This is a genomic window from Stenotrophomonas sp. FSL W7-1447 (assembly GCF_037966425.1).
GTDB lineage: Bacteria > Pseudomonadota > Gammaproteobacteria > Xanthomonadales > Xanthomonadaceae > Stenotrophomonas > Stenotrophomonas pavanii.
The window spans coordinates 2,879,821-2,905,577 of the sequence record NZ_CP150199.1; the positions used below are offsets into that span (position 1 = coordinate 2,879,821).

The following is a 25,757-nucleotide window of genomic DNA, read 5'->3' on the forward strand; positions in this document are numbered from 1 at the left end:
GCAGGCGCTACGCGTCGCGTGCCTTCAGCCACCCATCGATCGTAGCGGGGACTTCACGCTGCGCGCGACCGGACACGTAGATACCGATATGCCCGCCGCGGAAACTGGACTCGGTGTAGTCCTCAGTGCCCAAACGTCCACGCATCGCGCGCGAAGCGTCCGGCGGCACGAGGTGATCCTGCTCGGCGTAGATGTTCAGGACCGGCAGCGTCACCTGCGACAGATCCACCGCTTCCTCGCCGATCCGCACCGTGCCCTTCATCAGGCCATTGGCCTGGTAGAACTGCTTGATGAAATCGCGGAACGCCTCGCCCGCCAGGTCCGGCGAATCGAAGATCCACTTCTCCATGCGCAGGAAGTCCTCCAGCGCCGCCTTGTCATCGAGGATGTCGAGCAGGCCGACGTACTTCTGCACGTTCAGGCGGAACGGCTTGAGCATCAGGTAGCTGGCGTTCATCAGGTCGGCCGGGATGTTGCCCAGCGTGTCGACCAGCAGGTCCACGTCCACCTGCCGCGCCCAGTGCGAGAGCATGTTGTCGGCGGTCTGGAAATCGACCGGGGTGACCATGGTGATCAGCTTGCCCAGCTTCTGCTGGCGCAACGCTGCGTAGCAGAGTGCGAACACGCCGCCCTGGCAGATGCCGAGCAGGTCGACCGGGCCACCACTGCGCGCACGCAGCGCGTCGACCGCGCCGTCGATGTAGCGCAGCAGGTAGTCCTCCAGGGTCTGGAAGCGTTCGGAACGATCCGGGTAGCCCCAGTCCAGCACGTACACGTCCTGGCCCAGCGCCAGCAGCTTCTGCACCAGCGAACGGTCGGCCTGCAGGTCGACCATGTACGGCCGGTTGACCAGCGCGTAGACGATCAGCAGCGGCGTGCGCCGGGTCGGCGCCTGTTCGCCGACAAAGCGGTACAGCACCACCTTGCCGTCGCGCCAGACTTCCTCGCGCGCGGTCGCGCCATAGTCCACGTCTTCCACCTGCGGCAGCAGCTTCAGCCCTTCCATCAGCTTGCGCTGCATGGCCAGGGTTTCCTGCAGCAGGTCATCGGCATTGAAGCCCAGGGGTCCTTTCATCGGTCACGCGCCCGTGCGGAAGTGCGAGGCGCGGCCTTCCTTGCAGACGTCTTTTCTGCAGCCGCCTTCTTCACCGGTGCCGCCTTCTTCGCGGCCTTGCGTGCGACCGGCTTCACCTTCGCTGGCGCCGGCTGTGCCACGGGATCCACCTCGGCGGTCCCGGCCAGCACCGCCACCTGCGCCTGCAGGCGACGCAGGCAGCGCTCCAGCTCGGCGATGCGGCGGTGGGCGGCGTCCATCTCGCTGCGGGTCGGCAGGCCGATGCGCTCGCTCATCTGTTCCACCTCGCGCTGCAGCCCAGCGCGCAGGCGCATCTGCGCGTTGCCCAGCGAGGCGTACACCTGCTGGAACGGTTCGGACATGGCGACCTTGGCGTAGGCCTCCTCGGCCGCATCGATCCACAGGTCGAACATCGCACGCGCACTGGTCAGCTGGCTGCCCGGCTGTTCGTGCTCGGCCAAGCGCTGCTCGAACAGCGCGAAGGCCTCGTCCAGCGCCTGCCTGATCTGATCGACGTAGGCCCGCGAATGCTGCTGGTATTCCTCCTGCGCCCGCAGCAGGGCCTGCCAGCGTGCCTGGTGCTCGCGCCCGGGGCCGAACGCCGGGCTCTGCAGCCACGGACCGGCCTGCAGCTGGAACTGCTGCAGCCACGCGGCGAATTCGGGCACCGCGGCACCGGCATGGGTGCTGCCACGGGCACCCTGCAGCATCCACTGCAGCATGCCGTCGCCCTGCGCCTGCACCGCCTCGCGCCAGGCTTGGGCCACTTCAGCGCTGCTGGCGTCGCGGCCTGCGAAACGTGCGGCGACGTCCTGCATGGTGCCGTACCAGTTGCCCGCCTGTTCGCGGAAGCGCCGCACGGCATCGTCCGGCGCGCCCTGCGCCTGCTCGGGCAACAGCTGGCCCCACCAGTCGAACAACCGCTGCCAACTGCCGGGATCGTCACCGGCAGGTGCGCCGGGCGTGCTCGCATGGCGCAGGGCATCGCCCCAGGCGCCGAAGTACTGCCGGGCCAGGGTTTCGAAATCGCTGCTGCCGGCGTCGTGGGCCGAGCTGGTCATCGCAGGCCTCCGCTGGGCTGGCTCATGGCTTGGGGATGCGCAGGGTCTTGCTGATCATCAGCGACCCGGACAGCGCGAACAACAGCACCATCGGATGCAGCTGCCAAGGGCCGATCTGCCACTGGCCGAACCAGATGTGGTCGCCGATGGCATCGGTGCCGGCAGCGATGGCCAGCACGATCACCAGCACCAGGCTGGTTGGGATCGGGGTGCCCTCGAAGTACGTGACCTTGCCCTCGTCGCCGCTCAACGCCTCGGCGGTGACGTTGTAGCGCGCCAGGCGGCTGACGCCGCAGCAGACGAAGTAGCTCAGCACCAGCCAGTCCCAGCCGCCCTGCATGCCGCAGGCATAGGCCAGCGCCGCCGGCGCCACGCCGAAGGAGATCACGTCGGACAGGGAATCCAGCTCGCGCCCCAGGGTCGAGCTGGACTTGCGCCAGCGCGCGATGCGGCCGTCGAGGGCGTCGAAGATGAAGGCCAACGGGATCAGCGCCATGCCGAACAGCAGGTAGCCACGCTCGCCGTCCTGCAGGAAGCGCATGGCGGCAAACACCGCACCGGTGCCGCAGAAGGCATTGGCCAGGGTGAACCAGTCGGCCAGCTGGAATTCGCGCAGCATCGAGAAGTGACGTTTCATGGGGTCTCACGGAGCATCAAGGCCCACAGGTTACCGCGAGCGCCGCCGCTGGCGACAGCGCTGACGGGGCCCACCCTTCACCGCCCCCTCACCCGCCCTCACCGGCGGTGAATTTTTCGCCACCCATCTTGACAGCCTAGGGGGGTGGCGCCTGTTGCGGCTTATCCACAAAGTTGCCCACGCGTAATCCACACCCCTTGTGGACAACCGGATCTCACCGACTGCGACCGTGGACATTTCCTCATCACCCCACTGCGGGGTTTCCCTACTTCCCAAGCCGCGAGGTCGGCGCTATGGTCACCGGCGGACCCGCCGCCACGTCCGATTCCTGGTGACCGGCGGTGATGATGCCGGGTGCTTGCACCCGCCGCTGGCGCAGCGGCCCTGAAGCGGTAGAGCCGGCCGCTGGCCGGCTGCCCCTGCCCTTCCGGAATGCCGGCCGCCGGCACTACCCAGCGTGCACCCGCCGCCACCGGGCGAAACACATCACCTGCATCACCAGCATCGCCGCCAATCCCAGCGGCCACGCCCACCACAGGCCCGCCAGGCCGTGCCGCGCCTGCAGCCACATCGCCAGCGGCAGCTCCACCAGCACGACCGCCATCATGCCCAGCAACGCTGGCCGCCATACCGTGCCGCTGCCGCGCATCACTCCCACCAGCACCGCGCTGACTCCCATCGCCAGCACGCCCCACACCACAGTGCGCAGCTGCAACGCAGCCAGCTCGCGCACTTCGGTCGCCGCCAGGATCAGCCCGGTCAGCCCGGGCGCCAGCACCACAACCAGCACCACCACCATGCCCAGCGTCGCCAGTCCAAGCAGCACCCCGGTGTGGGCGATGGCCGGCAGCCGTGCCGTCCGCCCAGCACCCACCGCATGCGCCGCGAGAATGGTGGCGGTGATCCCCAGCGACATCGCCGGCAGCTGCACCCAGCTCATCAGCTGGTTGACCGCACCGTAGGCGGCCGTAGCGGTGTAGCCGTAGCGGTTGATCCAGGCCAGCAACACGATTTCGGCGATGGCCAGGCTGAGCATCTGCAGCGAAGACGGCAGGCCGATGCGCAGCATCGAACGGATGAGTACGCCATCGAAACGAATCGCACGCAGCAGCTCACGGCCCGGTGCCAGCGGATGCCCTATCCGGCGCCAGCGCCACAGCAGCCAGCCCAGGGCCAGCAGGGAGGCCAGCGCCGCCGATACGGCCGCACTGGCTGCGCCCTGCCGTGGCAGACCGGCCCATCCCAGAATCAGCAGCGGCGTGCACAGCAGGTCGATCAGGGTGGCCAACAGCAGCGCCTGCAGGGGCGTCTTCGCATCGCCCACCGCGCGACTCACGGCGGTGGCCAGCCACAGCAGGAAGAACGCAGGTGCAGCCAGCAACAGCACGCGCGCGTAGACGATGGACTCGCCGAGGATCGGTGCCGGGGTGCCCAGCGCGGTCAGCAGGTGTGGCGCAACACCGCCGCCCACAGCCATCACCAGCACCGACAGCAGCAGGATCAGCGCCACCGCGCTGCCGGCCACCGCCCGCGCCTGTTGCGGCCGGTGCGCGCCCCAGGCCTGGCCGATCAGCACCATCGCGCCGGTCGCCAGGCCCATCACCAGGGCCAGCAGCAGGAAGAAGACCGGGAAGAATGCTGCCGCGGCGGCCACCGCCTGCGTCCCGAGCAGATGACCGAGGTAGATGTTGTCCAGCGTGCCTGCGGCCAGCTGCAGCGCGTTGGTCAGCAGCATCGGCAGCAGCAGGGCCAGGTAGGTGCGCCACAGAGGCGGCGCGGGCGGGGGCGTGGGATGTACAGGGGCGTTCATGGGGTTCTCTGGGCAAGGCGCTGCCCTGCCCGGCGTTTCCGCCAGCAAAGCAAGCACAGGGGAGCGGGCCGTGGCCCGCGATCAGGTGGCGCCGCCGCGCGACGACGGCGCGATGGTTCAGCCGTCGGCGCTGTCGAACGCCAGGCGCAGGGCGTGGTCGCGCACATCCCTGGGCCAGGAATGCAGCACCGCTTCCAGGCCCGCGCGGTCATGCGCGAACAGCATGCGGATGGCCTCCTCGAAGCCCGGCAGGTCACCGGCGATGGTCTGCAGGAACTGATAGGCGCGCTCGGCATCGCGACGCCGGCGGTCCTTGTCCGCACCGGCGCGGCTGGCCGCCTCCACCAGTTTTCGCAGTGCCACCGAGGCACCACCCGGCTGCTCTGCCAGCCATGCCCAGTGGCGCGGCAGCAACGTCACTTCGCGCGCTACCACGCCCAGCTTCGGGCGGCCACGGCCACGCGGGGCCGCGGGTGCGTCTTCGGCAATGACCTCGGCATCCGTCTCCACGGCGGGAAACGCTGCACTTACCCGCGACAGCAGTTCTGCATCACTGCCGCGCGTATCGAAATCACGGGTATGGCCGGTGGCGTTGTCGAACACCAGCAACGGCCCGGCCGCGTTGCTGGCGCGCAGTTGCTTGAGGGCAAGCGCAGCCACTTCCGGGGTGCCGGAAGCGACCAGGCGATGGCCGTCGAAACAACTGAAAGGAGGAAGACGGGACGCAGGCATGGCAAGGGCATCAGAGGCGATGCACAAATATTGCCCGGGTAATTTGCGGACGTCAATATTGCCCGGGTATTAATTGGCCGGAAGAGCGTGCCAACCTCGGGTGGGCACCTCCCCGATTCGCCGGATCACAGCCGGCTGTAGGACCAACTGACCATGCGGCCGTCCTTGTACGGCATCACGCCATGGAACGGGCGCGGGTCGGTGTCGAACACCAGCGGCAGGAAGTTGCGGTCGCCCTCCCACATCGGCAGCGTGTCCAGCTTGTCCAGGTCCACCCATTCCAGCGTGCCTTCATGGTTGCCGCCGTGCGGGGTGCCTTCGAAGGTGTCGATGACGAACACGAAGCCCAGCCAGTCTTCACCGTGCTTGCCGAAACCCGGCCAGCTGAGGGTGCCGCGCAGGCGCATGCCGGTGCAGTCGATGCCGGCTTCCTCGGCGATCTCGCGACGCATGCTGGCGGCCACGTCCTCGTCCGCTTCGATCTTGCCGCCCAGCCCGTTGTACTTGCCCAGATGGTGGTCACCCGGACGGGTGTTGCGGTGGATCATCAGCACCTGGCGACGATCAGGCGACAACACGTAGCCCAGGGTGGCGACGATCGGGGTGTACGGCATGGGGCGGCATCCAGCGGCAGGTCAGCCCTGGATTATGGCCGATCAGCGCACCAGCGACAGGCGGCGCTCGGCAGGCGCACCGGCGCCATCGGGGTCACGGCGCAGCGTGGCGACGCCATGGCCGCGCTCGGCCAGGTATTCCAGCCACTTGCCGAGGAAGGTGTTCATCCGCATGCGATGGCTGATCAACTCCGCCGGTGGCGGATACAGGCCCATGGTGTCCTGCCAGCGGCGGCCGACGTAGCAATGGGTGGTCTCGGCCTGGCGCGCATCACGGTACAGGCGGACGTAGGCTGACGGGTCCGGCTCACCGGTGACCGGGTCGGCCAGGTCGTAGGTCAGGCGCAGTTCCACCGTGTAGCGGTGGCATTCGATCACGTCCAGGCGCACATCCAGACCGTCACCGATCGAGGAGATGTAGCTGCCCGCGACCAGTCCCGCCGGCTCGAACAGGCGTACCAGATGACGGTAGTTTTCCGCGTACAGGCCCATGAGCCAGCTCAGCCGGCTCAGGCGGGGAATGCGTTCGGTACGGGGCAAGGCTCGGGCCATGGGTCGATCCTACACGTTGGTGCTTCAACGTGGGGGCGCCTCAAGCCACAGCCAACCCGTCGGTCGCTTTCATCGCGGTAGTGCCGGCCGCTGGCCGGCAGCCCCGCAGCGCGGGAGTCGCTGCCACCTCGGTAGTGCCGGCCGCTGGCCGGCAGCCTCGCAGCGCGAGAGTCGCTGCCACCGTGGTAGTGCCGGCCGCTGGCCGGCAGCCCCGCAGCGCGGGGAACGATCAATACAGCTCGCGCTGCAGCCCCAGCGTGGCCAGCACCTTGCTGGAAATCTCCTCGATCGAGGTATGGGTGGTGCTCAGGGTCGGGATCCGCTCCATCTGGAACATGGTCTCGGCCGCAGCCACCTCGCGCTTGCAGGTCTCCAGGTTGGCGTAGCGCGAGTTCGGACGGCGCTCCTGGCGGATCTGCTGCAGCCGGTCCGGGTCGATGGTCAGGCCGAACAGCTTGCGCCGGTAGTTGCGCAGGCGTGGCGGCAGGCGGTCGCTTTCCAGGTCCTCGTCGGTCAGCGGGTAGTTGGCTGCGCGCACCCCGTAGTGCAGGGCCAGGTAGATGCAGGTCGGCGTCTTGCCGGCGCGCGACACCGCCACCAGGATCACGTCTGCATCGTCGTAGTTCACCGCAATGCCATCGTCATGGGTCAGGGCGAAGTTCATTGCGTTGATGCGGCGATGGTAGGTATCGAAATCGACCATGCCATGGGCCTGGCCGACCCGGGCCAGGCGCGGGCTGGCCAGTTCGCGCTCCAGCGGCTCGATGAACGGCGCGAACACATCCAGCATCAGGGCACCGCTGTCAGCCAGGATCAGGCTCAGGCTCTGGTCCACGCAGGAGTTCACCACGATCGGCCGGACCTGGTAGCGCTCCCCCGCCGCCTGGATCCGGGCACAGGCTTCACGCGCTTTTTCAGGGTCGTCGACAAACGACATCCGGTCGGTAATGAAGCTGAACCCGGAGAACTGGGTCAGCAGGCTATGCCCAATGGTTTCAGCGGTGATACCGGTTCCATCGGAAACGTAGAACACCGGACGGATGGTCGACATGCGCGCTTTTACCCCCTACGAAGCTTAAAAAGGCCGCCAGCACAAGCTTGTGCCGACGGTGCTCTGCCCGGCATCATATCGGCTTCTTCCTACGGACGCGGCCACTCAGCCCGCCTCGGGCGATGGCCAAACGGAGCATCGCGCTTGAACGAGAACATCCTGTGGTTGCACGAACTGCGTCTGGCCGATCTGGCCCGCGTAGGCGGCAAGAATTCGTCCCTGGGCGAGATGATCGGCAACCTGGCCGGTCTGGGCGTTTCGGTGCCGGGCGGTTATGCCACCACCGCTGAAGCCTTCAAGGACTTCATCGCGCACAACGACCTGTCCAAGCGCATCTTCGACAAGCTGGCCACGCTGGACGTCGAGGACGTCACTGCGCTGACCGCCGCCGGCAAGGAAATCCGCAGCTGGGTGATCGATGCACCGCTGCAGCCGCAGCTGGACCAGGACATCCGCACCGCCTACGCCAAGCTGAGCGCCGACAACGGCGGCGGCGACGTGGCCGTGGCCGTGCGTTCGTCGGCCACCGCCGAGGATCTGCCGGATGCCTCCTTCGCCGGCCAGCAGGAAACCTTCCTCAACGTCACCGGTGCCGACGACGTCGTGCACAAGGTCAAGGAAGTGTTCGCCTCGCTGTACAACGACCGTGCCATCGCCTACCGCGTGCACCACGGCTTCAAGCATGAGGACGTGTTCCTGTCCGCCGGCGTGCAGCTGATGGTGCGCTCGGGGGTCGGCTCCTCCGGCGTGCTGTTCACCCTGGATACCGAGTCCGGCTTCCGCGACGTGGTGTTCGTCACCTCCTCGTTCGGCCTGGGCGAAATGGTCGTGCAGGGCGCGGTCAACCCGGACGAATACTACGTCTACAAGCCCACCCTGCAGGCCGGCAAGCCGGCGATCCTGCGCCGCTCGCTCGGCAGCAAGGCGATCCGCATGGTGTATTCGGATGTTCCGGGTGAGCGCGTCAGGATCGAAGATACCCCGGCCGAACTGCGCAACACCTTCTCGATCAGCGACGAGGATGTGCAGGAACTGGCCAAGCAGGCGCTGGTGATCGAAAAGCACTACGGCCGCCCGATGGACATCGAGTGGGCCAAGGACGGTGTCAGCGGCAAGCTGTTCATCGTGCAGGCGCGCCCGGAAACGGTGAAGTCGCGCAGCCACGCCACCCAGATCGAGCGCTTCGCGCTGACCGAAAAGGGCGGCAACGTGCTGGCCGAAGGCCGCGCCGTCGGTGCCAAGATCGGTTCGGGCGTGGCCCGCGTGGTGAAGACGCTGGACGACATGAACCGCGTGCAGCCGGGCGACGTACTGATCGCCGACATGACCGATCCCGACTGGGAACCGGTGATGAAGCGCGCTTCGGCCATCGTCACCAACCGTGGTGGCCGCACCTGCCACGCCGCGATCATCGCGCGCGAGCTGGGCGTGCCGGCCGTGGTCGGCTCGGGCAACGCCACCAAGGTCATTGAAGATGGCCAGCTGGTCACCGTCAGCTGCGCTGAAGGCGATACCGGCTTCATCTACGAAGGCAAGCTGGGCTTCGAGCGCACCACCACCGATCTGGGCAACATGCCGCCGGCACCGCTGAAGATCATGATGAACGTGGCCAACCCGGAACGTGCCTTCGACTTCGGCCAGCTGCCGAACGCCGGCATCGGCCTGGCCCGCCTGGAAATGATCATCGCCAGCCACATCGGCATCCACCCGAACGCGCTGCTGGAATACGACCGCCAGGACGCGGCAACGAAGAAGAAGATCGACGAGAAGATCGCCGGCTACGGTGATCCGGTCAGCTTCTACGTGGACCGCCTGGCCGAAGGCATCGCCACCCTCACCGCGTCGGTTGCACCGAACCCAGTGATCGTGCGCCTGTCGGACTTCAAGTCCAACGAGTACGCCAACCTGATCGGCGGCAGCAACTACGAGCCGCACGAAGAGAACCCGATGATCGGCTTCCGCGGCGCCAGCCGTTACGTCGATCCGAGCTTCTCGGCCGCCTTCGCGCTGGAGTGCAAGGCCGTGCTGCGCGTGCGCAACGAAATGGGCCTGGACAACCTGTGGGTCATGATTCCGTTCGTGCGCACCCTGGAAGAAGGCCGCAAGGTCGTCGAGGTGCTGGAGCAGAACGGCCTGAAGCAGGGCGAGAACGGCCTGAAGATCATCATGATGTGCGAAGTGCCGTCCAACGCACTGCTCGCCGATGAGTTCCTGGAGATCTTCGACGGCTTCTCGATCGGCTCCAACGACCTGACCCAGCTGAGCCTGGGCCTGGACCGCGACTCGTCGATCGTCGCGCACCTGTTCGACGAACGGAACCCGGCAGTGAAGAAGCTGCTGTCGATGGCGATCAAGGCTGCACGCGCCAAGGGCAAGTACGTCGGCATCTGCGGCCAGGGCCCGTCCGATCACCCGGATCTGGCCGAATGGCTGATGCAGGAAGGCATCGAGTCGGTGTCGCTGAACCCGGACACCGTGGTCGACACCTGGCTGCGCCTGGCCAAGCTGAAGGCCAACGGCTGATGCCACGAGGGGCTGACGTCGCTTTCATCGACGTCCGCCCATACTGCTGCTGCACGCAAGCCCCGCCTTTGCGGGGCTTGCTGTTTCTGGCGTCCACGCACGCCCAGCCCCACGCAGACATCGCTACGCAGCAAAGGACTTTCGCATGATCGCCGCCGCACCTCCCGCCCCCGCCGCAACGCCCTGGTTCCACTCGCTCAACTGGGAGCGCCTGCTGGAAACCTACGGTGTGCCGTTGCTGGCCGCCATCGTGGTACTGCTGGTGGGCCTGTGGGTGGCACGTCGCCTGTCCAATGCCATGCCGCGCGCCACCGCGCGCATGGGCGTGGACCCGATGCTGGGCAGCTTCCTGCGCAATGTGGTCTACGCAGCGTCGCTGGTGATCGTGGTGGTGCTCGCCATCGGCACGCTGGGCGTGCAGATCACTCCGCTGCTCGCCGTGCTCGGCACCGCTGGCCTGGCGGTCGGTCTTGCATTGAAGGATTCGCTGTCCAACATCGCCTCGGGCGTGATGCTGGTGACGCTGCGACCGTTCCGCGTGGGCGATGTGGTGACCGTGGCAGGGCAGACCGGCACGGTGCGCGAAGTGCGCATCTTCCAGACCGTGCTTACCGGTGCCGACAACCAGCACACCACCATTCCGAACACGCTGATCACCGCCGCACCGATCATCAACCTCACCGCCGAACCGACGCGCCGCGTCGAGCTGGTGATCGGCATCGGCTATGAGGACAACATCCAGCTGGCACGCGATACCGCGCTGGCGTTGATGAAGGCCGACCCGCGCGTGCTGCAGACCCCCGCACCGGACGTGGTGGTCTACGAGCTGGGCGCGCACGCCATCAACCTCGGCATCCGCTGCTACGTGAAGTCGGCCGACTGGTTTGGTACCAAGGTCACGCTGCTGGAGCAGCTGAAGCTGGGCTATGACAAGGCCGGCATCAACATCCCCTACCCGCAGCAGGACATGCATCTGTACCTGCACGGCAAGGATGGCGGCGTGGTTGAGGCCGACGCGCTGGTGCGCGACAAGCCGTGATCCGGCAGTGGAATGCCGGCCAGCGGCCGGCACTACCCCCTCGCCGCCTGACTGGAATGCCGGCCAGCGGCCGGCACTACCCCCTCGCCGCCTGACTGAAATGCCGGCCAGCGGCCGGCACCACCCCCTCGCCGCCTGACTGAAATGCCGGCCAGGATCAGGCCGCGACGCTCTCTTCCAGCGTCGGGTAATCGGTGAAGCCGACCGCGCCACCGCCAAAGAACGTCGCGCGATCCGGCGGATTCAGCGCCGCACCGGCACGCAGTCGCTCCGGCAGGTCCGGGTTGGCGATGAACGGCCGGCCGAAGCCGATCAGGTCAGCCCAGCCTTCCGCCAGTGCCTGCTCGGCACGCTCGGCGGTGTACTTGCCGGCGTAGATCAGCGTGCCTGGGTAGACCATGCGCAGCGCCTGCTTGAACGCCACCGGCATCAACGGTGCATCGTCCCAATCCGCTTCGGCAATGTGCAGGTAACCCACGCCCAGCTCACCCAGCAGATGCGCGGCCGCCAGATAGGTCGCCTGCGGCGTATCGTCCACCGCGCCCTGCAGCGTGGTCAGCGGCGCCAAGCGCACGCCGACGCGGTCACCGCCGGCCACCGCGACCACCGCCTGCACGACCTCGCGCAGGAACCGCAGGCGGTTCTGCAACGCGCCGCCATAGCCGTCGGTGCGCTGGTTGGCCTGCGAGTCGATGAACTGGTTGATCAGGTAGCCATTGGCACCGTGCAACTCCACGCCATCGAAGCCTGCGTCCAGCGCATTGCGCGCGGCCTGCGCGAAATCGACGACGACGCCCGGAATCTCATCTTCGCGCAGCTCACGCGGCATCGAATGCTGGATCATTTCGCCCACCCCGGCTTCGGGACCTGCCCCGGTCGGGTCGACGAATACCTTCACGCCATCAGCCAACAACGCCGACGACGACACCGGCGCGGCGCCGCCCGGCTGCAGCGCCACGTGCGAGACCCGGCCGACATGCCACAGCTGGGCGTAGATGCGACCACCGGCGGCGTGCACGGCGTCAGTCACCTGGCGCCAGCCCTGCGCCTGTTCCGGGCTGTGGATGCCCGGAGTCCAGGCGTAGCCCTGGCCCTGCGCGCTGATCTGGGTACCCTCGCTGACAATGAGGCCGGCGCCGGCACGCTGCGCGTAGTACGTGGCCATTTCGGCAGTGGGCACGTTGCCGGCCGACGAGCGCGAGCGGGTCATCGGCGGCATCACGATGCGGTTGGGCAACGTCAGCGCGCCCAGGCGGTGGGGAGTGAACAGCATGGCGGCAATCTCTTGCAGGGGACTGCCGGCAAGGATGGGGATGGCGGCGGCCACGCAACAGGCACGCACTGGCAAAACAGTTGTTCCCTCAAGGCAAGGATGGCCGGCCGGGGGTCAGAGCCCCTTCCTGCGGAACGGGATCCAACCCCGCGCGCAACCGGGGTCGAATCCCTTTGCAGCGCAAAGGGCTCCGACCCCGAAGCCGGTTACAGCGTGGGTTCGATCAGCACGCCACCATGCGCCACGCGGTCATAGCAGGTGCGTACCACGTCCTCGCCGTACTTGCGCTCCAGCCGGCGCACGATGAAGTGGCCGCGCGCCATGTCCTGGTAGTAGTCAGTGAACATGGTGTTCAGTGTTGCGCCGGCAGCGGCACCGACGATCGGCACCGCCTGCGCGGCGAACTTCTCGGTAACAACCACGCCAAAGCGCGCCGCCACCTTCTCCACCAGCTTCGCCAGCAGCTTGCCGGCTTCCTTCGGCGCCACGCCCAGGGTCAGGTCGCGGCCGGTCACCACCCGCCCGGCCAGCTCGGCCGAGAGATGGCGCATCACATCGGTCGTGAAGCCGCGGGCCAGGTAATAGCCCGTCTCGCTGGCGTCATCACGCGGCGAGTTGCCGCCCAGCGCGAATACCTCAAGGCACGCCTGGCGGGTGCTGAACTCGGACAGGTCAAAGCCCTCGCTGCGGGCCACTTCGGCCACCGCCCGCATCATGATCGTGGTCGATACCGGCAGTTCGATGAAAAGTGCCGCGAAGCCAAAGGCGCCTCCGACCGCGCCTGACGTCGCGGCCGCCACCTTGTGCCAGCGCGTGGATGCGCCCTTGCCAGGGGTGTTGTCCATGCTCCACAGGGCCGCCTGTGCGGACTTGGACAGCGCCGCCTGCACCGCGCCGTGGATGCGACCGGAGACCGCGTTAGGCAGCGCCTTCACCGCGAACTCCAGTGGCGTGCCGACCAGGTTCGCCATGCGCGCGGTCAGGGTCGGCGCTTCCAGCAGCGCCACCGCCCGCTGCAGGTCGGACCAGTCGCGGGCGTCGTGGGCAATGTCGCGGGGAAGCAGGATCGGCTCGTTCATGGCGCCGATCTTAGCGCCCGGTAGTTGAACGGTTCGTCGTGGGTCACACCAGAAGGGGCGGATCCGGTGCCTTGCCGGCCAGCGGCCGGCAACTACCCCTTGGCGTGTCACCCGGTGGCGTCGTTCAGGCAGCAGGCAACCCCGACAGCGCGCCCATGAACTGGCGGTAGTGGCGCAGTTCGGCGATCGAGTCGTGCACGTCGCTCAGCGCGGTGTGGTTGCTGTTCTTGCCGACGCCGGCAGCCACGCTCGGCGCCCAGCGCTTGGCCAGTTCCTTCACCGTGGACACGTCCAGGTTGCGGTAGTGGAAGTACTTCTCCAGCCTCGGCATTTGGCGGTGCAGGAAGCGGCGATCCTGGCAGATCGAGTTGCCGCACATCGGCGAAAGGCCTGCCGGGATCCACTGCGCCAGGAAGTTCACCGTCTGCGCTTCGGCCTGGCCCAGCGTGGTGGTGCTGTCCAGCACGCGCTGCCACAGGCCGGAACGGCGGTGCTGGTTGCGGTTCCACTCGTCCATCGCTTCCAGCGTTTCCAGCGGGTGGTGGATGGCGAATTCCGGACCCTCGGCCAGCACGTTGAGCTGCGCGTCGGTGACCACGGTGGCGATCTCGATGATCGAATCGTTGTCGGTATCCAACCCGGTCATTTCCAGGTCGATCCAGATCAGCCGCTCGTTGGCCGCGCCGTTGTCCGCCATGTGTCGCCTCGTTGCTGGGCAGGCGCACGGCCTACCGGTGAAGGAAAGGGGCACCCATCATACCCTGTCACCCCTCAGCCCTCGCCGGCGTGGTCTTCCAGCAACAGCGGCGGCTTGCCGCGCTTGGCGCGAAAATAATTAGTCAGGCGCGTGCTCGCCTCCTTGGCCAGCACGCCGCCGTGGATCTCCACCCGGTGGTTGTGGCGCGCATCACCCAGCAGGTCGAAGACGCTGCCGCAGGCACCGGTCTTGGGGTCGCTGGCGCCGTAGACCAGGCGGGCAACGCGTGCATGCACGATCGCCATCGCGCACATCGCGCAGGGTTCCAGGGTCACGTACAGAGTGCTGCCCAGCAGCCGATGGTTGGCCAGCCGCGTGCCACCGGCCCGCATCGCCACGATCTCGGCATGCGCGCTGGGATCGTGCGAGGCGATGTTGAGGTTCCAGCCCTCGCCCAGCAGCTGGCCATCGGCGCCCACCAGTACCGCACCGACCGGAATCTCATCGAACTCGCGTTGCGCGCGCTCGGCCAGGGCCAGCGCGTGGCGCATCCAGCGTTCATCGGCGTCGTGCACCGGTACACCCAGGGCATCGGTCATGGCGGTTCTCGCGTGTCTGCAGGGCCAGGATGGCCGCCGGGGCCGCATTGTACGCCCGCGGCCGTGCAGGCGCCGCTAGCGTGCGTCGAAGCGCTCGCGGGCGGCGTCCAGTGCCGGGAAGTTGTGCTCGGCCCAACGGTCCAGAGCGGACAGCGTGTCAACCAGGCCACGCGCGACTTCGGTCAGCCGGTACTCCACATGCAGTGGCTTTTTGCCCAGCTCACACCGCTCGACCAGGCCATTGCGCTCCAGCTGCCGCAGGGTCTGGGTCAACACCTTCTGCGAGATGCCTTCGATCTTCCGCAGCAGCGCGCCATTGCGCAGCGGCCCCTGCGACAGCGCCGGCAACAGCAGCATCACCCACTTGCCGGAGATCAGCGCCAGCGCATCGCGTGCCGAACAATCGGCGGCATAGACATCGCCCGGACAGGCCATGGTTACCTCAAGGTGCATAATTGCCGGGGCACTCCGGCATCGCGAGGATGGTCGCACACTCCACCAACACCTCGCCCCATGCGCGCCCTGATCCTGCTTGCCCATCCCGAACCCCGCTCGTTCAACGCCTACCTGGCCGCGCAGGCCGCCGAACAGCTGCGCCATGACGCCCTGCAGGTGGACGTGGTCGACCTGTATGCGGAAGGCTTCGATCCGCTGGAAGCGGCCCATCATCATGCAAGGCGCCTGCAGCCCGACCGCTTCGATGCCCAGCGCGAACAGCGTCATGGCGCCGAACAGGGCCGGCTACCCGCCGATGTGCAGCGCCATCTGCAGTTGCTGCGCGCTGCCGATCGGGTGATCCTGCAGTTCCCGCTGTGGTGGTTTTCGGCACCGGCAATCCTCAAGGGCTGGCTGGACCGCGTACTGGTCTACGGGCCGATGTACAACAGCCGCCTGCGCCACGAACACGGCGCGATGCGCGGCAAGCGTGCCCTGCTCAGCGTCACCACCGGCGCTTCGGCGCGGGCCTGCGCGGTGGATGGCCGGAGGGTGATACCCGCCTGTTGCTGTGGCCGTTGATGTACAGCCTGCGCTACGTCGGCTTCGATGTGATGGAACCGCATGTGGTGCACGGCGTGCGTTCCGGGCTGGCACCGGAGAGCGCGCAGGCACACGACGAGGCACTGGCTGCAGCAACGCACTACTACCGCGAACGCCTGGCGCACTGGACGCACTGGCCCACCGTGTCCTTCAACGACAGCGCGGATTTCGAGGACGGCGTGGTGCTGCGCGCGGAGGCCACCACCTACAGCCCCTTCATCCGCCATCGCAACGCCGGATGAATCCAGGTCTGCACGCTGGATCGGGACGCGCGATACTACGTGCCCATTGAAAGCACCTTGGTGAACCCATGACCACCCTTCGCGCCTCGCGCGCCGACGACGGCGCCGCCCTCGTCGACCTCTGGCGCCGCGCCGTCGACGCCACCCACGACTTCCTCAGCGCAGAAGACCGCCAGGCCATCGACGCCGAAGTCGCCGGTTTCCTGCCGCTGGCGCCGATGACCGTGGCCGTCGACGCTCAGGACCGCCCCCTTGGCTTCATGCTGATCGATGGCACGCACGTGGAAGCGCTGTTCATCGATCCTGACGTGCGCGGTACCGGTATCGGCCGGCGACTGCTGCAGCATGCGCTGGCCCTGCATCCGCAGCTCAGTACCGACGTCAACGAACAGAACGCGCAGGCCGTCGGCTTCTACCAGCGCATGGGTTTCGTCGAAACCGGACGTTCACCGCTGGATTCGCAGGGCCGCCCGTATCCGCTGATCCATCTCCGGTACGAGGGCTGAGATCAGCCCCGGCGGCGGGGGTCAATCCACGGGCGGGGCGTTTGCCTCGAATGCCGCTGAGTAGCGCACTTCGCCCTGCGCGATCGGCGGCACCAGGGAGAGGGCCTGGAAGTACGTTGCTGGAACACCCCGCAGTACCAGTCCCGGTTCGGCATGGAACCCGAACCGCCCGTAGTAGGACGGCTCCCCCAGCACGACGCAGCCCTGCGCGCCCTGCCCACGCAATGCGTCGAGCGCCGCGTGCATCAGCGCTGCGCCAATGCCCTGCCCCTGGCATCCGGGCAGCACCGAGATGGGCCCCACGCCAAACCAGCCGGTGCTGCCATCGCTGATCGTCACCGGCGACAGGGCGATGTGCCCGACGACCTGCCCGTCCTTCTCGGCGACCAGCGAAAGACTCAGCTCTCCACGCGAACGCAGCGCATCGACAATGAACTGCTCGGTGTGGCTGCTGTGCGGCGCATCACGGAAGGCCGCCTCAGTGAGTGCGTGGATACCTGCACGGTCTTTATTGGACTCAGGCCGAATCGTGTAATGCATGGCGCCCGTCTCCGTGATGGAAATGTGAATTATTGATTTGAATCACACATCTGCAGAAGAGCCTGAGTCGCACGCAGCGCCAGCGGAAACACCGGATCGCCCACGGCACAAGCGATACGCCCGAGGTAGCACCCGCCGGCGCGTCAAAAACATGGCGCGCCGGGTGGCAATGGCTTGCCGGCACGCTCCATAATCGGAAAACCTGTCACCCAGGAAGGATATATGGACATGGACGCGCCATGCAGGACCGGGCCATGGATGTAGCACAGCGCGAACACAGGGGACGGCCGTTGTTGGCGTTGATCGCGCTATTGCCGCTGGCCGCGTGCTCACCTTATGCCGATGCCGAGCGCGACGTTGCTGCGGGTGGACGCGGCCTGGCCAAGCTCAACCCGGCGCCGAAGCAGGCCTACGAACTGGTGCTGACAGTGAAGGATGCACCGGGCCCATTCGCGGTTGTTGAGGGCGTGGCCCAGTATGACGTCAGCAACTACGAAGACTGCGGGAGGGTCATATGGTCCACCGGTACGGCCAGCCGCATCACCAGCCAGGAACCGGTGGAACTGCGCAGGACGGGCGAGAACGAATACCGCGGTACGTTCTACCTCGACCGCATGCAGGACCAGGACTATTACGATCGCGGTACGTGCCACTGGACGCTGACCGGCGTTGGCGCGATGTTGCGTGCCACGACCGGCGAAGCTGATACGCGATTCCTGACGTTCATCGACAGGAAGCGCATGGACGCGGGATCGCCGTTGACTCTCTACTATCCGAAGACTGCTTATCCCCGCGCCGAGCTCGCTGCCAACTTCCCTGCCAGCGGCAAAGAAGATCCGTCGGCCTACAAGGAGGAACTGCGCGACGCGCTGTTCTCGACCACAACCACTGTGCGGACGCTCGCGCCATGAGCTGCCAGTGCCACATTTCCCCCTACACACCAGGAGGCCGACATTGCGCCACAAGATGATTCCGTGCCTTGCTCTGCTTCTGTTGACCGCCTGCCATCCGGAGACCGCCATGAACCAGGAACGTGCCGCTGCTGAAGCCGATGTCGCCCAGGGTGGGCGCGGCCTCGCCAAGCTCAACCCCAGCCCGCGCAAGGCCTATGAGCTGGTACTGCGCCTGAAGGACGCCCCCGGCGATTTTGCGGTGGTCGAAGGCGTCGCACAGTACGACGTCACCAACGAAGACCAGTGCGGCCACATCGAGCCGGCCACCGGCACGGCCGCACGCATCACCAGCCAGGAGCCGGTGGAGCTGCGCAAGGTCGCCGATGGCGAGTACCGGGGCACGCTGTATGTGGACCGCATGCTGGATGAAGACTACTACGGCCGCGGCGTGTGCCACTGGGAGTTCACTGGTGCTGGGGCGATGTTGAAGGCGACGGGCGCTGAAGAAGAGACCCGCTTCCTAACCTTCGTTGACGCCAAGCCACTGACCGAAGGTGACGCGCATACGCTCTACTATCCGGATCTGGTCTATCCGAAGGCAGATCGCGTTCCCAATTTTCCCGCCAGTGGCGAGCCCGATCGCAGCAATTACGCCCCTGATCTTCAGGACAAGCTGTTTACGATCACCCTCTCCGCAAGTGAGGTGGCGCCGTGACCATCACCTCCCAGGATTACGCTGCGTTATCTGATGACGCCTACAAGGATCGGGCCGTCGGCCGACGTGAACCCGGCCAAGAAGAGAAAGTCACCTTAAACGGCCATGAGTACAAGATTCTTGAGCATGTCAATAATCGTCTCAACGGCTATCAAGGGACCGTCTATCAGCGCGTAGACAGCAAAGAGATCGTCATTGCGCATCGTGGCACCGAGCAGATAGCTCGCGACGCGATTCTGACCGATGGCGGCATGGTGGTTGCGCGCACCAATGTGCAGGCGCCGGACGCGATCGCGTTGACACAGAGAACACTCGAAACTGCCGCATTGCAGGGACGCTTGAATGGCGGACATGCCCCCCAGGTCACCGTCACCGGTCACTCCCTCGGCGGCGCGCTGGCCCAGATCACCTCGCACCATTTCAACGTCAAGGGCGAAACCTTCAACGCCTATGGCGCGGTCAGCCTCAGCTACCGCATCCCGGAAGGCGGCAACACCATGATCAACCATGTCATGGCCTCCGATCCGGTCAGCGCGGCGTCGCCGCACTTCGGCCAGGTGCGCATCTACGCCCGGCAGAATGAAATCAGCACGCTTGCCGCGAACGGCTTCAGCAATCACTCGTTGCGCGCCCTGATTCCTGATCGGCCGATCATCGCCGCAGGCAGCTCGTTCGGTGCGCACAAGCTGGGCAACTTCCTCGGTGACGGCTCGGTGCTGCAACACCCGGAAACGCAGAAGCTGGCAAAAGACAACGCCAGGATGATCGAGGAGTACCGCGACGACGTTGAATCACTGCGCCGTGGTGTTACCCGCGCGGCGCGGGGCATTCCGGGCGGCGCCGTCGATCTGTACGACCACATCCGCGGCCCGCTGCAGCCCGGTGAGCCGGCACGTCGTGAAGCCGAGAAGAACGGCCATCACACCAGCATGCTGCGCATGGACGATCCCAACCATGTGGGCAACCCACTGTTCAACGACGCGATCCGTGGCGTGCACGCGCAGGACGTCCGCGTCGGCCGGGTACCGGACGTAATGAGCACGCAGCTGGCCGGCAGCCTGGCCGCCGAAATGCACGCAGCGGGCGGCAAGCGCATCGACGAAGTGGTCATGAATGCCGATGCCTCGCGCAGCTTCGCCGTGCAGGGCCAAGGTGGCGACCCCGCCCACCTTCGCGTGTCGGTGGATACGGCAGTGGCGATGAACACCCCACTGGAACAGAGCAGCCAGCGCATCGACCAGCAGGCCGCAGGCCAGCGGCTTGCGCTGGAGCGCGACCAACAGCTGGAACAGCAGCAGCATCAGACCCGCAGCCTGCAGGCCTGATGGCGGCGCGGGAGCCACTCACCCCGGCTCCCGCACCCTTCGGCACGCCGGCTCAGGGACTGGAGGCCGCAATTGGCACGGCTCCTCCGGCAGTCACGAACGGATCCGGGCCGGAATCCGGGAATGCACCGCAGGCACGATCGCCGGGTGCCACCGGATCACAGGGCCACTGCGCGCGTGCGACCTTCTCGCGCAGCTCGAAGCGATCGCCGGTCCAGACCACGAACGCGATGTGCTCGCGGTTCCAGTCGCTGTAGGCGCGCGGACCGCCCTTCTGCGCCGTTTCCGGGTACTGCACGAACCAACGCAAGGCCGGGCCGTACTGCAACTTGCTGTGGTCCAGATTGAGCCGGCCCTCACGCGACAGCTGTCGCGCACGGTCGGCGTCCGTCACCGGCGGCATGGCCGGCAACGCATCGGCAGTCACATCCCGCGGCGCCGCGTCCCCGCGGACCTGGTACACGCGCTGTGCCACATAGGCCTCGCGGCAATCACCCGCTGGCACGCGGACCGGCTCCGCGCCGTACTCACCGCGGTTGGCGACCTGGTCGCTGCAGGTGAACGGCGCCGACACCAGATAGAACGTGCTGTCGGCATCGCGTCCTTCCAGCGAGCGCACCCAGATATCACCCGTCCGCGCGATGAAATCCGGGCGTTGGCCGTAGCCCGGCACCGCCTTGAACCAGGCCTTCTGCCGCACCTCGCGCTCGCGCCAGGCGCGCGGCAAGTGGATGTCCTGCTCGGGCAGCGCGACCAGCAGCGCGGCCAGATGCGCCGGCATCGTGCCCTGGCAGGCGCCGATCAGCAGGTCGCCCTGGGTCGCCAGCCGCCCGGCCAGATCCACCGGGCAACGGGCACCGAGCCCCCGCTCGGTCGCCTGCTCGGGCGGCAACGGCACGATGGCCAATGCGGGCGGAGCGGGTGCTACCGCCGGAACGGTTGGCTCGACGGCGGCAGGTGGTGCAGCCACAGGCGCCGCCGCTGCGGGCGCAACGGGCGCAGGCGCCGGGTCCGAAGCCGGCGCCGGCTGCGTGTCCACCACGGGTGTCGCAGGGGGTATCACGGCAGCCGGTACTTCGGAAGCCGGCGCCACGACAACGGCGTCGGCCGCCGCGGGCGCTGTAACGGGCGCCGCCCCTGCAGGCGCGTCAACAGTTGCCTCTGCAGCGGGGTGCGTCTCCACGACGAGCGCCGCTGCCTCCTGAGCCTGTGCCGACGCTGCGGCAAGTCCAAGTGACAGCAGCCAGAGCGGCGGCAGGCGGCGCACGGATGCATTGCAGCGGGCCGCGGCGTGCCGGGCATTCGGGGGAACGATTCGCATGTGGTGTCCTTACGGGTGGGTTTCCATGTCGGCGCCACAGGGCGCCACGCGTCGTACGTAAAGCGCCAGCGGGCACCCTGCCCGCCGGCATCGGTGTTACAGGGATCGAAAACGCTGCTCCTGCTCGCGGGCGAGCGCGGCCGCCGGGTCCTGCTGGGCGACATTGGCAGCCAACTGCTGGCTGCTCTGCGTCAGCGGCTGCTGCGCCGCTTGTTCGCGATCAACCGATGCGCGCAGCATGGCCGGATCGCCCAGCGCGCCCTGCACGGCAAACAACGTGCGGCCGTCGTTGCCAGCCAGTAGATGATCGATGCGCGACATCCCCGCCTTCTGCGCGCTCAGCGCCAGTGCGCCGGCAGCATTGTCCAGTTCCTGCACGCTGCGCAGACCGCTTTGCGGCCCCATCTGCTGCAGGTGCTGGCGCGCTCCCGAGAACAGCGTGTATCCCGGCTCGCCCGGTTGCGACATGTCGCGTCCCGTTGCCTGCTGGGCAGGCGCCCCCACTTCGCCGCGCTCCAGGCGCGCCATCACATCGGGGGTCAGCTTCTGTTGCCACACGTCAAAACGCTGCTGGCGGGCTTCGATGCCGTTGAGCGCGCCATTCAGGGCACGCGTGGCTTCGCGCACATCCTCGCGTGCCGCCTCCGGCACCCGCGTCTGCCACTGCCACACGGCAATGCGACCTGCGTGCTCGGGCTGCGCGGCCAGTTCCGGGTGATTCACCAGGTCCAGTTCCAGCGCCTTGCCGGCACGCTCATAGTTCTCCTTGCCGACCAGCGGCAGATAGCCGCGGCCGTGATACTTCAGCGCGTCGCCAGGCGCGTCGTTGCCCATGCGCCCGCCGTACATCAGCTCAGCCAGGTTTTCCGGGCGGCCACGCAGCGCGTCCTGACGGGCGCTCTCCAGCGCAGCGTTGCCATTGCGCCACGCCGCTTCCACCGGGATCTGCGAGATACCCCGGGTGAAATTGAAACTCTCGTTGAGACGGCTCAAGCCCCGGGATTCATGCCCGGCCTGCGCCATGAAGTTGGCCAGTTCCCGGGACGAAGTCATGCCGGCCTCCGTGGCCTGCCGCAACAGCAACGACTCCCTATCCTGCGACACGGTGAAACTCCTGCTCGATCATCGTTGGATACTCCCGCCTCCTCACAGGCATGGCACTCAGGGCAAGCTCACGTCGGCGACGACGGAAGGGTCGAAATCCTCGAATCGCACCCGGCCAAGCTCGGCCGCGGAGAAATCGCGCGTGTGGGTCGCTTCGGTTTCGGTGTCCACCACCTTGCGCTGCACGCCATGCACCCAGCACGCCTGCTCGGCAGGTGCATACCGGAAGGTGTAGACGCTGCTCCAGCGTTCGCGGCTGCCGCCGTTGGTGATCACGCTGAACGCGCCGTCTTCAATCGTCACGTAGGCGAATGGGTCACCGGCAATGCCACCGCGCGTTGAGCACGGCACCAGCTTGTCGTTGCGTGCCGCCAGCTGCCAGCGGCCCGTGGCATCGCCCAGCAGCAACAGCAGGACCCGGTTCGGTCCGTGCTCGCCGGGCAACAAGCCCTCCGGAGGAGGTTGGTCGATCACCAGGAGCTGGTCCTGGAAACCATTGCCGGTCAGATCGCCGCGTACAGCTTCCAGCAGGTTCGCGCCGGACGGAACGAACGCCAGGGCATTGTCCATGTGCGTGCCACTCCCCTTCTCCATCCCCTGCAACTCCTTCAATCCCGTCTTGCCAGTTCCCGAGCGGAGGCCGGAAACGGGGCGATGCCCCGCACGTGCCCGGCGGCCGCCATGGCGGATGATAGCCCCGAGCCCACGGCAACCGCGATGGTGGCAAGCGTCACCCGCACTGCGGGGGGACACAGTCCTCATGGACGGAAAAGCTCCTGCGTTCGATGGCACCGGCGCGTCGGGATTTTGACGCGCACGCAGCTTACTTCGAGGAGGCAGCGCTCGTCGAAGGGGGCTTGGGATGAAAAGCGCACTTGATCACAGAAAAAGCGCGGCTAACGTGAATGGTGGCTTATCCGACAATCAGACACGTGGTGGGATGGCACCGCATGTATGGCTCGCACTCCCACATACGGTCTAGTCCGGCCGGGGCGATGTTGCACGGAAAGCCTACGCCGCTTAAGTCGATGGGTGCGGGGCCCGGCACAAGCAATGCTTCCTCGCGTCGTGGCCGGCAATCGCGCTCAGCGTAACTGCTGGGCGCATGCGGCCCCCTGTGTGGCGTAGTCGCGGACGTAGCCGTCCGTCGTCAGCACCGTGATATCGCATCGATTGTTCACGTCACTGACGACGTGCCCATAAGCATTCAATCCCTGCACACGCTCGCCTCGATGCAGGTACAACGTGCGCGAACCATCGGTCCCATTCTCCACACGATCCGGTGGGCCCCACGTCCGCACGAATTCCTGCTCTGTCTTGCTGACATTGGGGGAGCAGTCGGAATACGCGTCGTTAAGATCGGGCCTATGCCGCCCTGCCAGATCGCCGATTGGTCATGTTGCCGATGGACGCGGCCATAAGCGGGAATTCGCTCATCGGCTCATTCGTAAAGACGGCAGCAATGATTGTAGGAAATTGAGTTGGCAAGCGAAGCATGAGAGCAGGTAAACCTAAACTCTTCCAGCCATTCCAACCTGCGGAGCCTCATTGACTACCACTCAGAACGACTCGAATTCCGGTTCACTGCATGCCGAGTAGATCACCTTGCAACCTTCACTGCCGCGCTTAGTGCAAAGCCCCATCGCCAATGAAGTCGCGGCGGAGACAGATTCAGCGCGTCCAAACGTGGAACCGCCGAATGCGCTAGTTCGGGGAGAGACCAGGGCGACGCACTGATTCTTGTAAGTCTGAGTAACCTTGCAATCCGATGCTCCGTGTTGACTACAATTGGCCAAGGCCTCATTTGAGGCGTCAGCCTTTCTCACTTTTCCGACTGACACACCGACGTCACCATTGGAAGCCATGGCAATCGCGCCCCATGTCTTATTCCAACGTCCTGTTTGGACAGGACCCGTCTGACCCGCTCCCGCATCCCCTCCCGGGATCGGCGCACATCCACCAACACCCTGACCTCCGATTGGATACTGGCCTGGCGGGCAACGTCCTTCAGCACCAGCAACGGGCGCGAAGCCAAAAAATAGCAGGCAAGTTGCAGCGCCGAAGATAAGCGCACATCTGCGGCCAAATATCGAGACCATATCGTTAGACCCTCAAACTTCCCGTCAGCCGTTGTTCTTTGCAAGACCAAGACGCCCTGAGTCCACCGCCGCCGAACCCGGAGATGAACTACCGCCAGTCACTCGCGAACCAACAACCTGCTCGGTAGTGGCACTATGCGTCCCGCCCTTCTCTGGAGCCGGAGGCGTGTAGTAGCTACCCGGCGGCTGCCCACTCGGCCCCGGCGCCTGTGCCACCGGGCTGCCACCTATCTGCGAATATGCCATGAAGCTGCCCAAGGTGCCCTGGAAGAACATGGCCGCCATTGGGGGCGCAGTCAGAATCAAGGTCGTCAGGATCAATCCCATGCCGCCCTGCTGCATCGCCTGACTGGTCATACCGTCACTGGACGCGCCCATGAGCGGGAACTTGTTCACAAGCGCCGTCATCCAGAACGAAGCCGACACGCGGATCACCATGTCCAGCGCGATCGAGACCATCGCCGCCAGCACCGCCATGGAGAACATGGTTCCAATGCCGTAGAACAGCCATCGTTGGAACAGCTGCTTGGTCTGATCGAACAGAAGGCAAAGAATGAACAGTGGTCCCAAGCCGATGAACAGGGCCATGGCGACCTCATACAGCAGCAACATTGAACCTGCCGTCACCGCAGGGCCACCCGTGCCCAGGCCGATGAACCACATCGCGCGGGTCTTGTCAGCCTGCAGCTCGGGATCATTGAGAATCTTGATGCCATCGATGCTGGACAGCGCCACCTGCATCCAGGCAAGGCTCTTGTCGATCTGCGCCTCGGGCTTCTCGTCCTTGCCGGTCACAACGTGCGTGATCAGGCCCTTCACGTCTTCCGTCAGGAATTCATGGAGGTCGCGACCGAACATGCCCATGCTCGTCGCCACCGCCACGATCAGGGCGGCGCGCGCCATGTTGGTCACCAGGATCATCATCGAATCCCGACTGCGGCCGGTGACGATCCGATAACCCTGTACCAGCACCCACAGGGTCATCAGGGTCAGCGCGATGCCGCCGACCCACGTCATCATGTTCTCCATCAAATGGAAGCCGAACTTGCCAATCCTGTCGCGCAGGTAGTCAAGAATCAGCTTGAAGAACACGAAGTCGCCGATCGACTGGATACGCACAGCGTGCTCCATCAGATCCTGGAACCCGCCCGAAAAATCAAAGTTGGCAATCGACCTGATCGTCATTCCTGCAATCCCTTGGTAATACTGCTTTTGCACCGGTGGCGACGCCC

At 66.2% G+C, this 25,757-nt stretch carries 25 protein-coding genes and 1 pseudogene; 7 read left to right on the top strand and 19 right to left on the bottom strand.

The window, feature by feature from the left end; translation table 11 throughout:
- Positions 1 to 7: 7 nt before the first annotated feature.
- The 8 genes from phaC to NSQ78_RS13600 all read right to left on the bottom strand — a co-directional run bounded on the left by phaC (position 8) and on the right by NSQ78_RS13600 (position 7,532).
- A complete protein-coding gene (phaC, locus tag NSQ78_RS13565) occupies positions 8 to 1,075 on the bottom strand; it encodes a class III poly(R)-hydroxyalkanoic acid synthase subunit PhaC (RefSeq protein WP_053462691.1) in 1,068 nt (355 codons plus the stop codon).
- Entirely contained in the window at positions 1,072 to 2,136 is a 1,065-nt protein-coding gene (phaE, locus tag NSQ78_RS13570) for a class III poly(R)-hydroxyalkanoic acid synthase subunit PhaE (protein WP_064238775.1), read from the bottom strand. The genes phaC and phaE overlap by 4 nt, the downstream gene beginning before the upstream one ends.
- Before the next feature lie 22 nt (positions 2,137 to 2,158).
- Entirely contained in the window at positions 2,159 to 2,773 is a 615-nt protein-coding gene (locus NSQ78_RS13575) for a phosphatidylcholine/phosphatidylserine synthase (protein ID WP_049466577.1), read from the bottom strand.
- Positions 2,774 to 3,221: 448 nt separating this feature from the next.
- Positions 3,222 to 4,583 (bottom strand): MATE family efflux transporter, encoded by a 1,362-nt coding sequence (locus NSQ78_RS13580; RefSeq protein ID WP_064238776.1) that lies wholly within the window; start codon positions 4,581 to 4,583, stop codon positions 3,222 to 3,224.
- A 117-nt stretch (positions 4,584 to 4,700) separates the two neighbouring features.
- Complete coding sequence (locus NSQ78_RS13585; protein ID WP_064238777.1) at positions 4,701 to 5,315, bottom strand: DUF2239 family protein; 615 nt, start codon at positions 5,313 to 5,315, stop codon at positions 4,701 to 4,703.
- Positions 5,316 to 5,440: 125 nt separating this feature from the next.
- Positions 5,441 to 5,929: an 8-oxo-dGTP diphosphatase gene (locus NSQ78_RS13590; RefSeq protein ID WP_049466582.1), complete on the bottom strand. Its 489-nt coding sequence runs from the start codon at positions 5,927 to 5,929 to the stop codon at positions 5,441 to 5,443.
- A gap of 42 nt (positions 5,930 to 5,971) precedes the next feature.
- A complete protein-coding gene (locus tag NSQ78_RS13595) occupies positions 5,972 to 6,481 on the bottom strand; it encodes a DUF1249 domain-containing protein (protein WP_033833151.1) in 510 nt (169 codons plus the stop codon).
- Between the two features lie 229 nt (positions 6,482 to 6,710).
- A complete protein-coding gene (locus NSQ78_RS13600) occupies positions 6,711 to 7,532 on the bottom strand; it encodes a pyruvate, water dikinase regulatory protein (protein ID WP_049464808.1) in 822 nt (273 codons plus the stop codon).
- Positions 7,533 to 7,676: 144 nt separating this feature from the next.
- Between NSQ78_RS13600 and ppsA the strand changes: the two genes are divergently transcribed.
- Positions 7,677 to 10,055: a phosphoenolpyruvate synthase gene (gene ppsA / locus NSQ78_RS13605; protein ID WP_049464810.1), complete on the top strand. Its 2,379-nt coding sequence runs from the start codon at positions 7,677 to 7,679 to the stop codon at positions 10,053 to 10,055.
- Between the two features lie 145 nt (positions 10,056 to 10,200).
- Entirely contained in the window at positions 10,201 to 11,094 is an 894-nt protein-coding gene (locus NSQ78_RS13610) for a mechanosensitive ion channel domain-containing protein (RefSeq protein WP_057494657.1), read from the top strand.
- A gap of 157 nt (positions 11,095 to 11,251) precedes the next feature.
- On the opposite strand, the gene NSQ78_RS13615 is transcribed toward NSQ78_RS13610, so the two are convergent.
- The 5 genes from NSQ78_RS13615 to NSQ78_RS13635 form a co-directional block, all read right to left on the bottom strand.
- Positions 11,252 to 12,367, bottom strand: a complete 1,116-nt coding sequence (locus NSQ78_RS13615) for an alkene reductase (protein ID WP_064239663.1) — start codon at positions 12,365 to 12,367, stop codon at positions 11,252 to 11,254.
- 206 nt (positions 12,368 to 12,573) lie between these two features.
- Positions 12,574 to 13,446, bottom strand: a complete 873-nt coding sequence (locus NSQ78_RS13620; protein WP_064238778.1) for an EcsC family protein — start codon at positions 13,444 to 13,446, stop codon at positions 12,574 to 12,576.
- A gap of 124 nt (positions 13,447 to 13,570) precedes the next feature.
- The gene (orn, locus tag NSQ78_RS13625; RefSeq protein ID WP_053462697.1) at positions 13,571 to 14,143 is read right to left on the bottom strand and encodes an oligoribonuclease; all 573 of its coding nucleotides are present in this window, start codon (positions 14,141 to 14,143) and stop codon (positions 13,571 to 13,573) included.
- Between the two features lie 74 nt (positions 14,144 to 14,217).
- The gene (tadA, locus tag NSQ78_RS13630) at positions 14,218 to 14,742 is read right to left on the bottom strand and encodes a tRNA adenosine(34) deaminase TadA (protein ID WP_064238779.1); all 525 of its coding nucleotides are present in this window, start codon (positions 14,740 to 14,742) and stop codon (positions 14,218 to 14,220) included.
- A gap of 75 nt (positions 14,743 to 14,817) precedes the next feature.
- On the bottom strand, positions 14,818 to 15,177 hold the full coding sequence (locus NSQ78_RS13635) for a helix-turn-helix domain-containing protein (RefSeq protein WP_057494659.1): 360 nt from the start codon (positions 15,175 to 15,177) through the stop codon (positions 14,818 to 14,820).
- Positions 15,178 to 15,255: 78 nt separating this feature from the next.
- Between NSQ78_RS13635 and NSQ78_RS13640 the strand changes: the two are divergent.
- Both NSQ78_RS13640 and NSQ78_RS13645 read left to right on the top strand, forming a co-directional pair.
- Positions 15,256 to 16,022 (top strand): annotated as a pseudogene (locus NSQ78_RS13640) (NAD(P)H-dependent oxidoreductase).
- A gap of 68 nt (positions 16,023 to 16,090) precedes the next feature.
- Positions 16,091 to 16,528 carry an acetyltransferase gene (locus NSQ78_RS13645; RefSeq protein WP_064238780.1) on the top strand — a complete coding sequence of 146 codons (438 nt, stop codon included), beginning with the start codon at positions 16,091 to 16,093 and terminating at the stop codon, positions 16,526 to 16,528.
- Between the two features lie 21 nt (positions 16,529 to 16,549).
- Here NSQ78_RS13645 and NSQ78_RS13650 read toward each other — a convergent pair whose 3' ends face one another.
- On the bottom strand, positions 16,550 to 17,068 hold the full coding sequence (locus NSQ78_RS13650; protein ID WP_064238781.1) for an N-acetyltransferase: 519 nt from the start codon (positions 17,066 to 17,068) through the stop codon (positions 16,550 to 16,552).
- A 239-nt stretch (positions 17,069 to 17,307) separates the two neighbouring features.
- Between NSQ78_RS13650 and NSQ78_RS13655 the strand changes: the two genes are divergently transcribed.
- Genes NSQ78_RS13655 through NSQ78_RS13665 form a run of 3 tightly spaced genes read left to right on the top strand, consistent with a single transcriptional unit; the run spans position 17,308 to position 20,001 of the window.
- A complete protein-coding gene (locus NSQ78_RS13655; protein WP_150826835.1) occupies positions 17,308 to 17,979 on the top strand; it encodes a hypothetical protein in 672 nt (223 codons plus the stop codon).
- A gap of 43 nt (positions 17,980 to 18,022) precedes the next feature.
- Complete coding sequence (locus NSQ78_RS13660) at positions 18,023 to 18,676, top strand: hypothetical protein (protein WP_064238782.1); 654 nt, start codon at positions 18,023 to 18,025, stop codon at positions 18,674 to 18,676.
- Entirely contained in the window at positions 18,673 to 20,001 is a 1,329-nt protein-coding gene (locus tag NSQ78_RS13665; RefSeq protein WP_149902009.1) for an XVIPCD domain-containing protein, read from the top strand. Before NSQ78_RS13660 ends, NSQ78_RS13665 begins: the two co-directional genes overlap by 4 nt.
- A 52-nt stretch (positions 20,002 to 20,053) precedes the next feature.
- Here the strand turns inward: NSQ78_RS13665 and NSQ78_RS13670 are convergent, their stop codons facing one another.
- The 5 genes from NSQ78_RS13670 to NSQ78_RS13690 all read right to left on the bottom strand — a co-directional run bounded on the left by NSQ78_RS13670 (position 20,054) and on the right by NSQ78_RS13690 (position 25,710).
- Complete coding sequence (locus tag NSQ78_RS13670; protein ID WP_210240792.1) at positions 20,054 to 20,899, bottom strand: hypothetical protein; 846 nt, start codon at positions 20,897 to 20,899, stop codon at positions 20,054 to 20,056.
- 519 nt (positions 20,900 to 21,418) lie between these two features.
- Positions 21,419 to 22,426 carry an XVIPCD domain-containing protein gene (locus tag NSQ78_RS13675; RefSeq protein ID WP_064238785.1) on the bottom strand — a complete coding sequence of 336 codons (1,008 nt, stop codon included), beginning with the start codon at positions 22,424 to 22,426 and terminating at the stop codon, positions 21,419 to 21,421.
- A 57-nt stretch (positions 22,427 to 22,483) separates the two neighbouring features.
- On the bottom strand, positions 22,484 to 23,020 hold the full coding sequence (locus NSQ78_RS13680) for a hypothetical protein (protein ID WP_049408130.1): 537 nt from the start codon (positions 23,018 to 23,020) through the stop codon (positions 22,484 to 22,486).
- Between the two features lie 965 nt (positions 23,021 to 23,985).
- Positions 23,986 to 24,525 (bottom strand): DUF4189 domain-containing protein, encoded by a 540-nt coding sequence (locus tag NSQ78_RS13685; protein ID WP_080376632.1) that lies wholly within the window; start codon positions 24,523 to 24,525, stop codon positions 23,986 to 23,988.
- Between the two features lie 24 nt (positions 24,526 to 24,549).
- The gene (locus NSQ78_RS13690) at positions 24,550 to 25,710 is read right to left on the bottom strand and encodes a type IV secretion system protein (protein ID WP_064238786.1); all 1,161 of its coding nucleotides are present in this window, start codon (positions 25,708 to 25,710) and stop codon (positions 24,550 to 24,552) included.
- Between the last annotated feature and the right edge of the window lie 47 nt (positions 25,711 to 25,757).

What these genes read in the sequence shown, in the direction of transcription:
- NSQ78_RS13595 (WP_033833151.1), bottom strand. Translation starts at nt 6,481, where the DNA reads ATGGCCCGAGCCTTGCCCCGTACCGAACGCATTCCCCGCCTGAGCCGG.
- NSQ78_RS13615 (WP_064239663.1), bottom strand. Translation starts at nt 12,367, where the DNA reads ATGCTGTTCACTCCCCACCGCCTGGGCGCGCTGACGTTGCCCAACCGC.
- NSQ78_RS13645 (WP_064238780.1), top strand. Translation starts at nt 16,091, where the DNA reads ATGACCACCCTTCGCGCCTCGCGCGCCGACGACGGCGCCGCCCTCGTC.
- NSQ78_RS13655 (WP_150826835.1), top strand. Translation starts at nt 17,308, where the DNA reads ATGCAGGACCGGGCCATGGATGTAGCACAGCGCGAACACAGGGGACGG.
- tadA (WP_064238779.1), bottom strand. Translation starts at nt 14,742, where the DNA reads ATGACCGATGCCCTGGGTGTACCGGTGCACGACGCCGATGAACGCTGG.
- phaE (WP_064238775.1), bottom strand. Translation starts at nt 2,136, where the DNA reads ATGACCAGCTCGGCCCACGACGCCGGCAGCAGCGATTTCGAAACCCTG.
- NSQ78_RS13650 (WP_064238781.1), bottom strand. Translation starts at nt 17,068, where the DNA reads ATGCATTACACGATTCGGCCTGAGTCCAATAAAGACCGTGCAGGTATC.
- NSQ78_RS13685 (WP_080376632.1), bottom strand. Translation starts at nt 24,525, where the DNA reads ATGGTCTCGATATTTGGCCGCAGATGTGCGCTTATCTTCGGCGCTGCA.
- NSQ78_RS13590 (WP_049466582.1), bottom strand. Translation starts at nt 5,929, where the DNA reads ATGCCGTACACCCCGATCGTCGCCACCCTGGGCTACGTGTTGTCGCCT.
- phaC (WP_053462691.1), bottom strand. Translation starts at nt 1,075, where the DNA reads ATGAAAGGACCCCTGGGCTTCAATGCCGATGACCTGCTGCAGGAAACC.
- NSQ78_RS13690 (WP_064238786.1), bottom strand. Translation starts at nt 25,710, where the DNA reads ATGACGATCAGGTCGATTGCCAACTTTGATTTTTCGGGCGGGTTCCAG.
- NSQ78_RS13575 (WP_049466577.1), bottom strand. Translation starts at nt 2,773, where the DNA reads ATGAAACGTCACTTCTCGATGCTGCGCGAATTCCAGCTGGCCGACTGG.
- NSQ78_RS13600 (WP_049464808.1), bottom strand. Translation starts at nt 7,532, where the DNA reads ATGTCGACCATCCGTCCGGTGTTCTACGTTTCCGATGGAACCGGTATC.
- NSQ78_RS13680 (WP_049408130.1), bottom strand. Translation starts at nt 23,020, where the DNA reads ATGGAGAAGGGGAGTGGCACGCACATGGACAATGCCCTGGCGTTCGTT.
- NSQ78_RS13620 (WP_064238778.1), bottom strand. Translation starts at nt 13,446, where the DNA reads ATGAACGAGCCGATCCTGCTTCCCCGCGACATTGCCCACGACGCCCGC.
- NSQ78_RS13610 (WP_057494657.1), top strand. Translation starts at nt 10,201, where the DNA reads ATGATCGCCGCCGCACCTCCCGCCCCCGCCGCAACGCCCTGGTTCCAC.
- NSQ78_RS13635 (WP_057494659.1), bottom strand. Translation starts at nt 15,177, where the DNA reads ATGGCCTGTCCGGGCGATGTCTATGCCGCCGATTGTTCGGCACGCGAT.
- NSQ78_RS13580 (WP_064238776.1), bottom strand. Translation starts at nt 4,583, where the DNA reads ATGAACGCCCCTGTACATCCCACGCCCCCGCCCGCGCCGCCTCTGTGG.
- NSQ78_RS13585 (WP_064238777.1), bottom strand. Translation starts at nt 5,315, where the DNA reads ATGCCTGCGTCCCGTCTTCCTCCTTTCAGTTGTTTCGACGGCCATCGC.
- orn (WP_053462697.1), bottom strand. Translation starts at nt 14,143, where the DNA reads ATGGCGGACAACGGCGCGGCCAACGAGCGGCTGATCTGGATCGACCTG.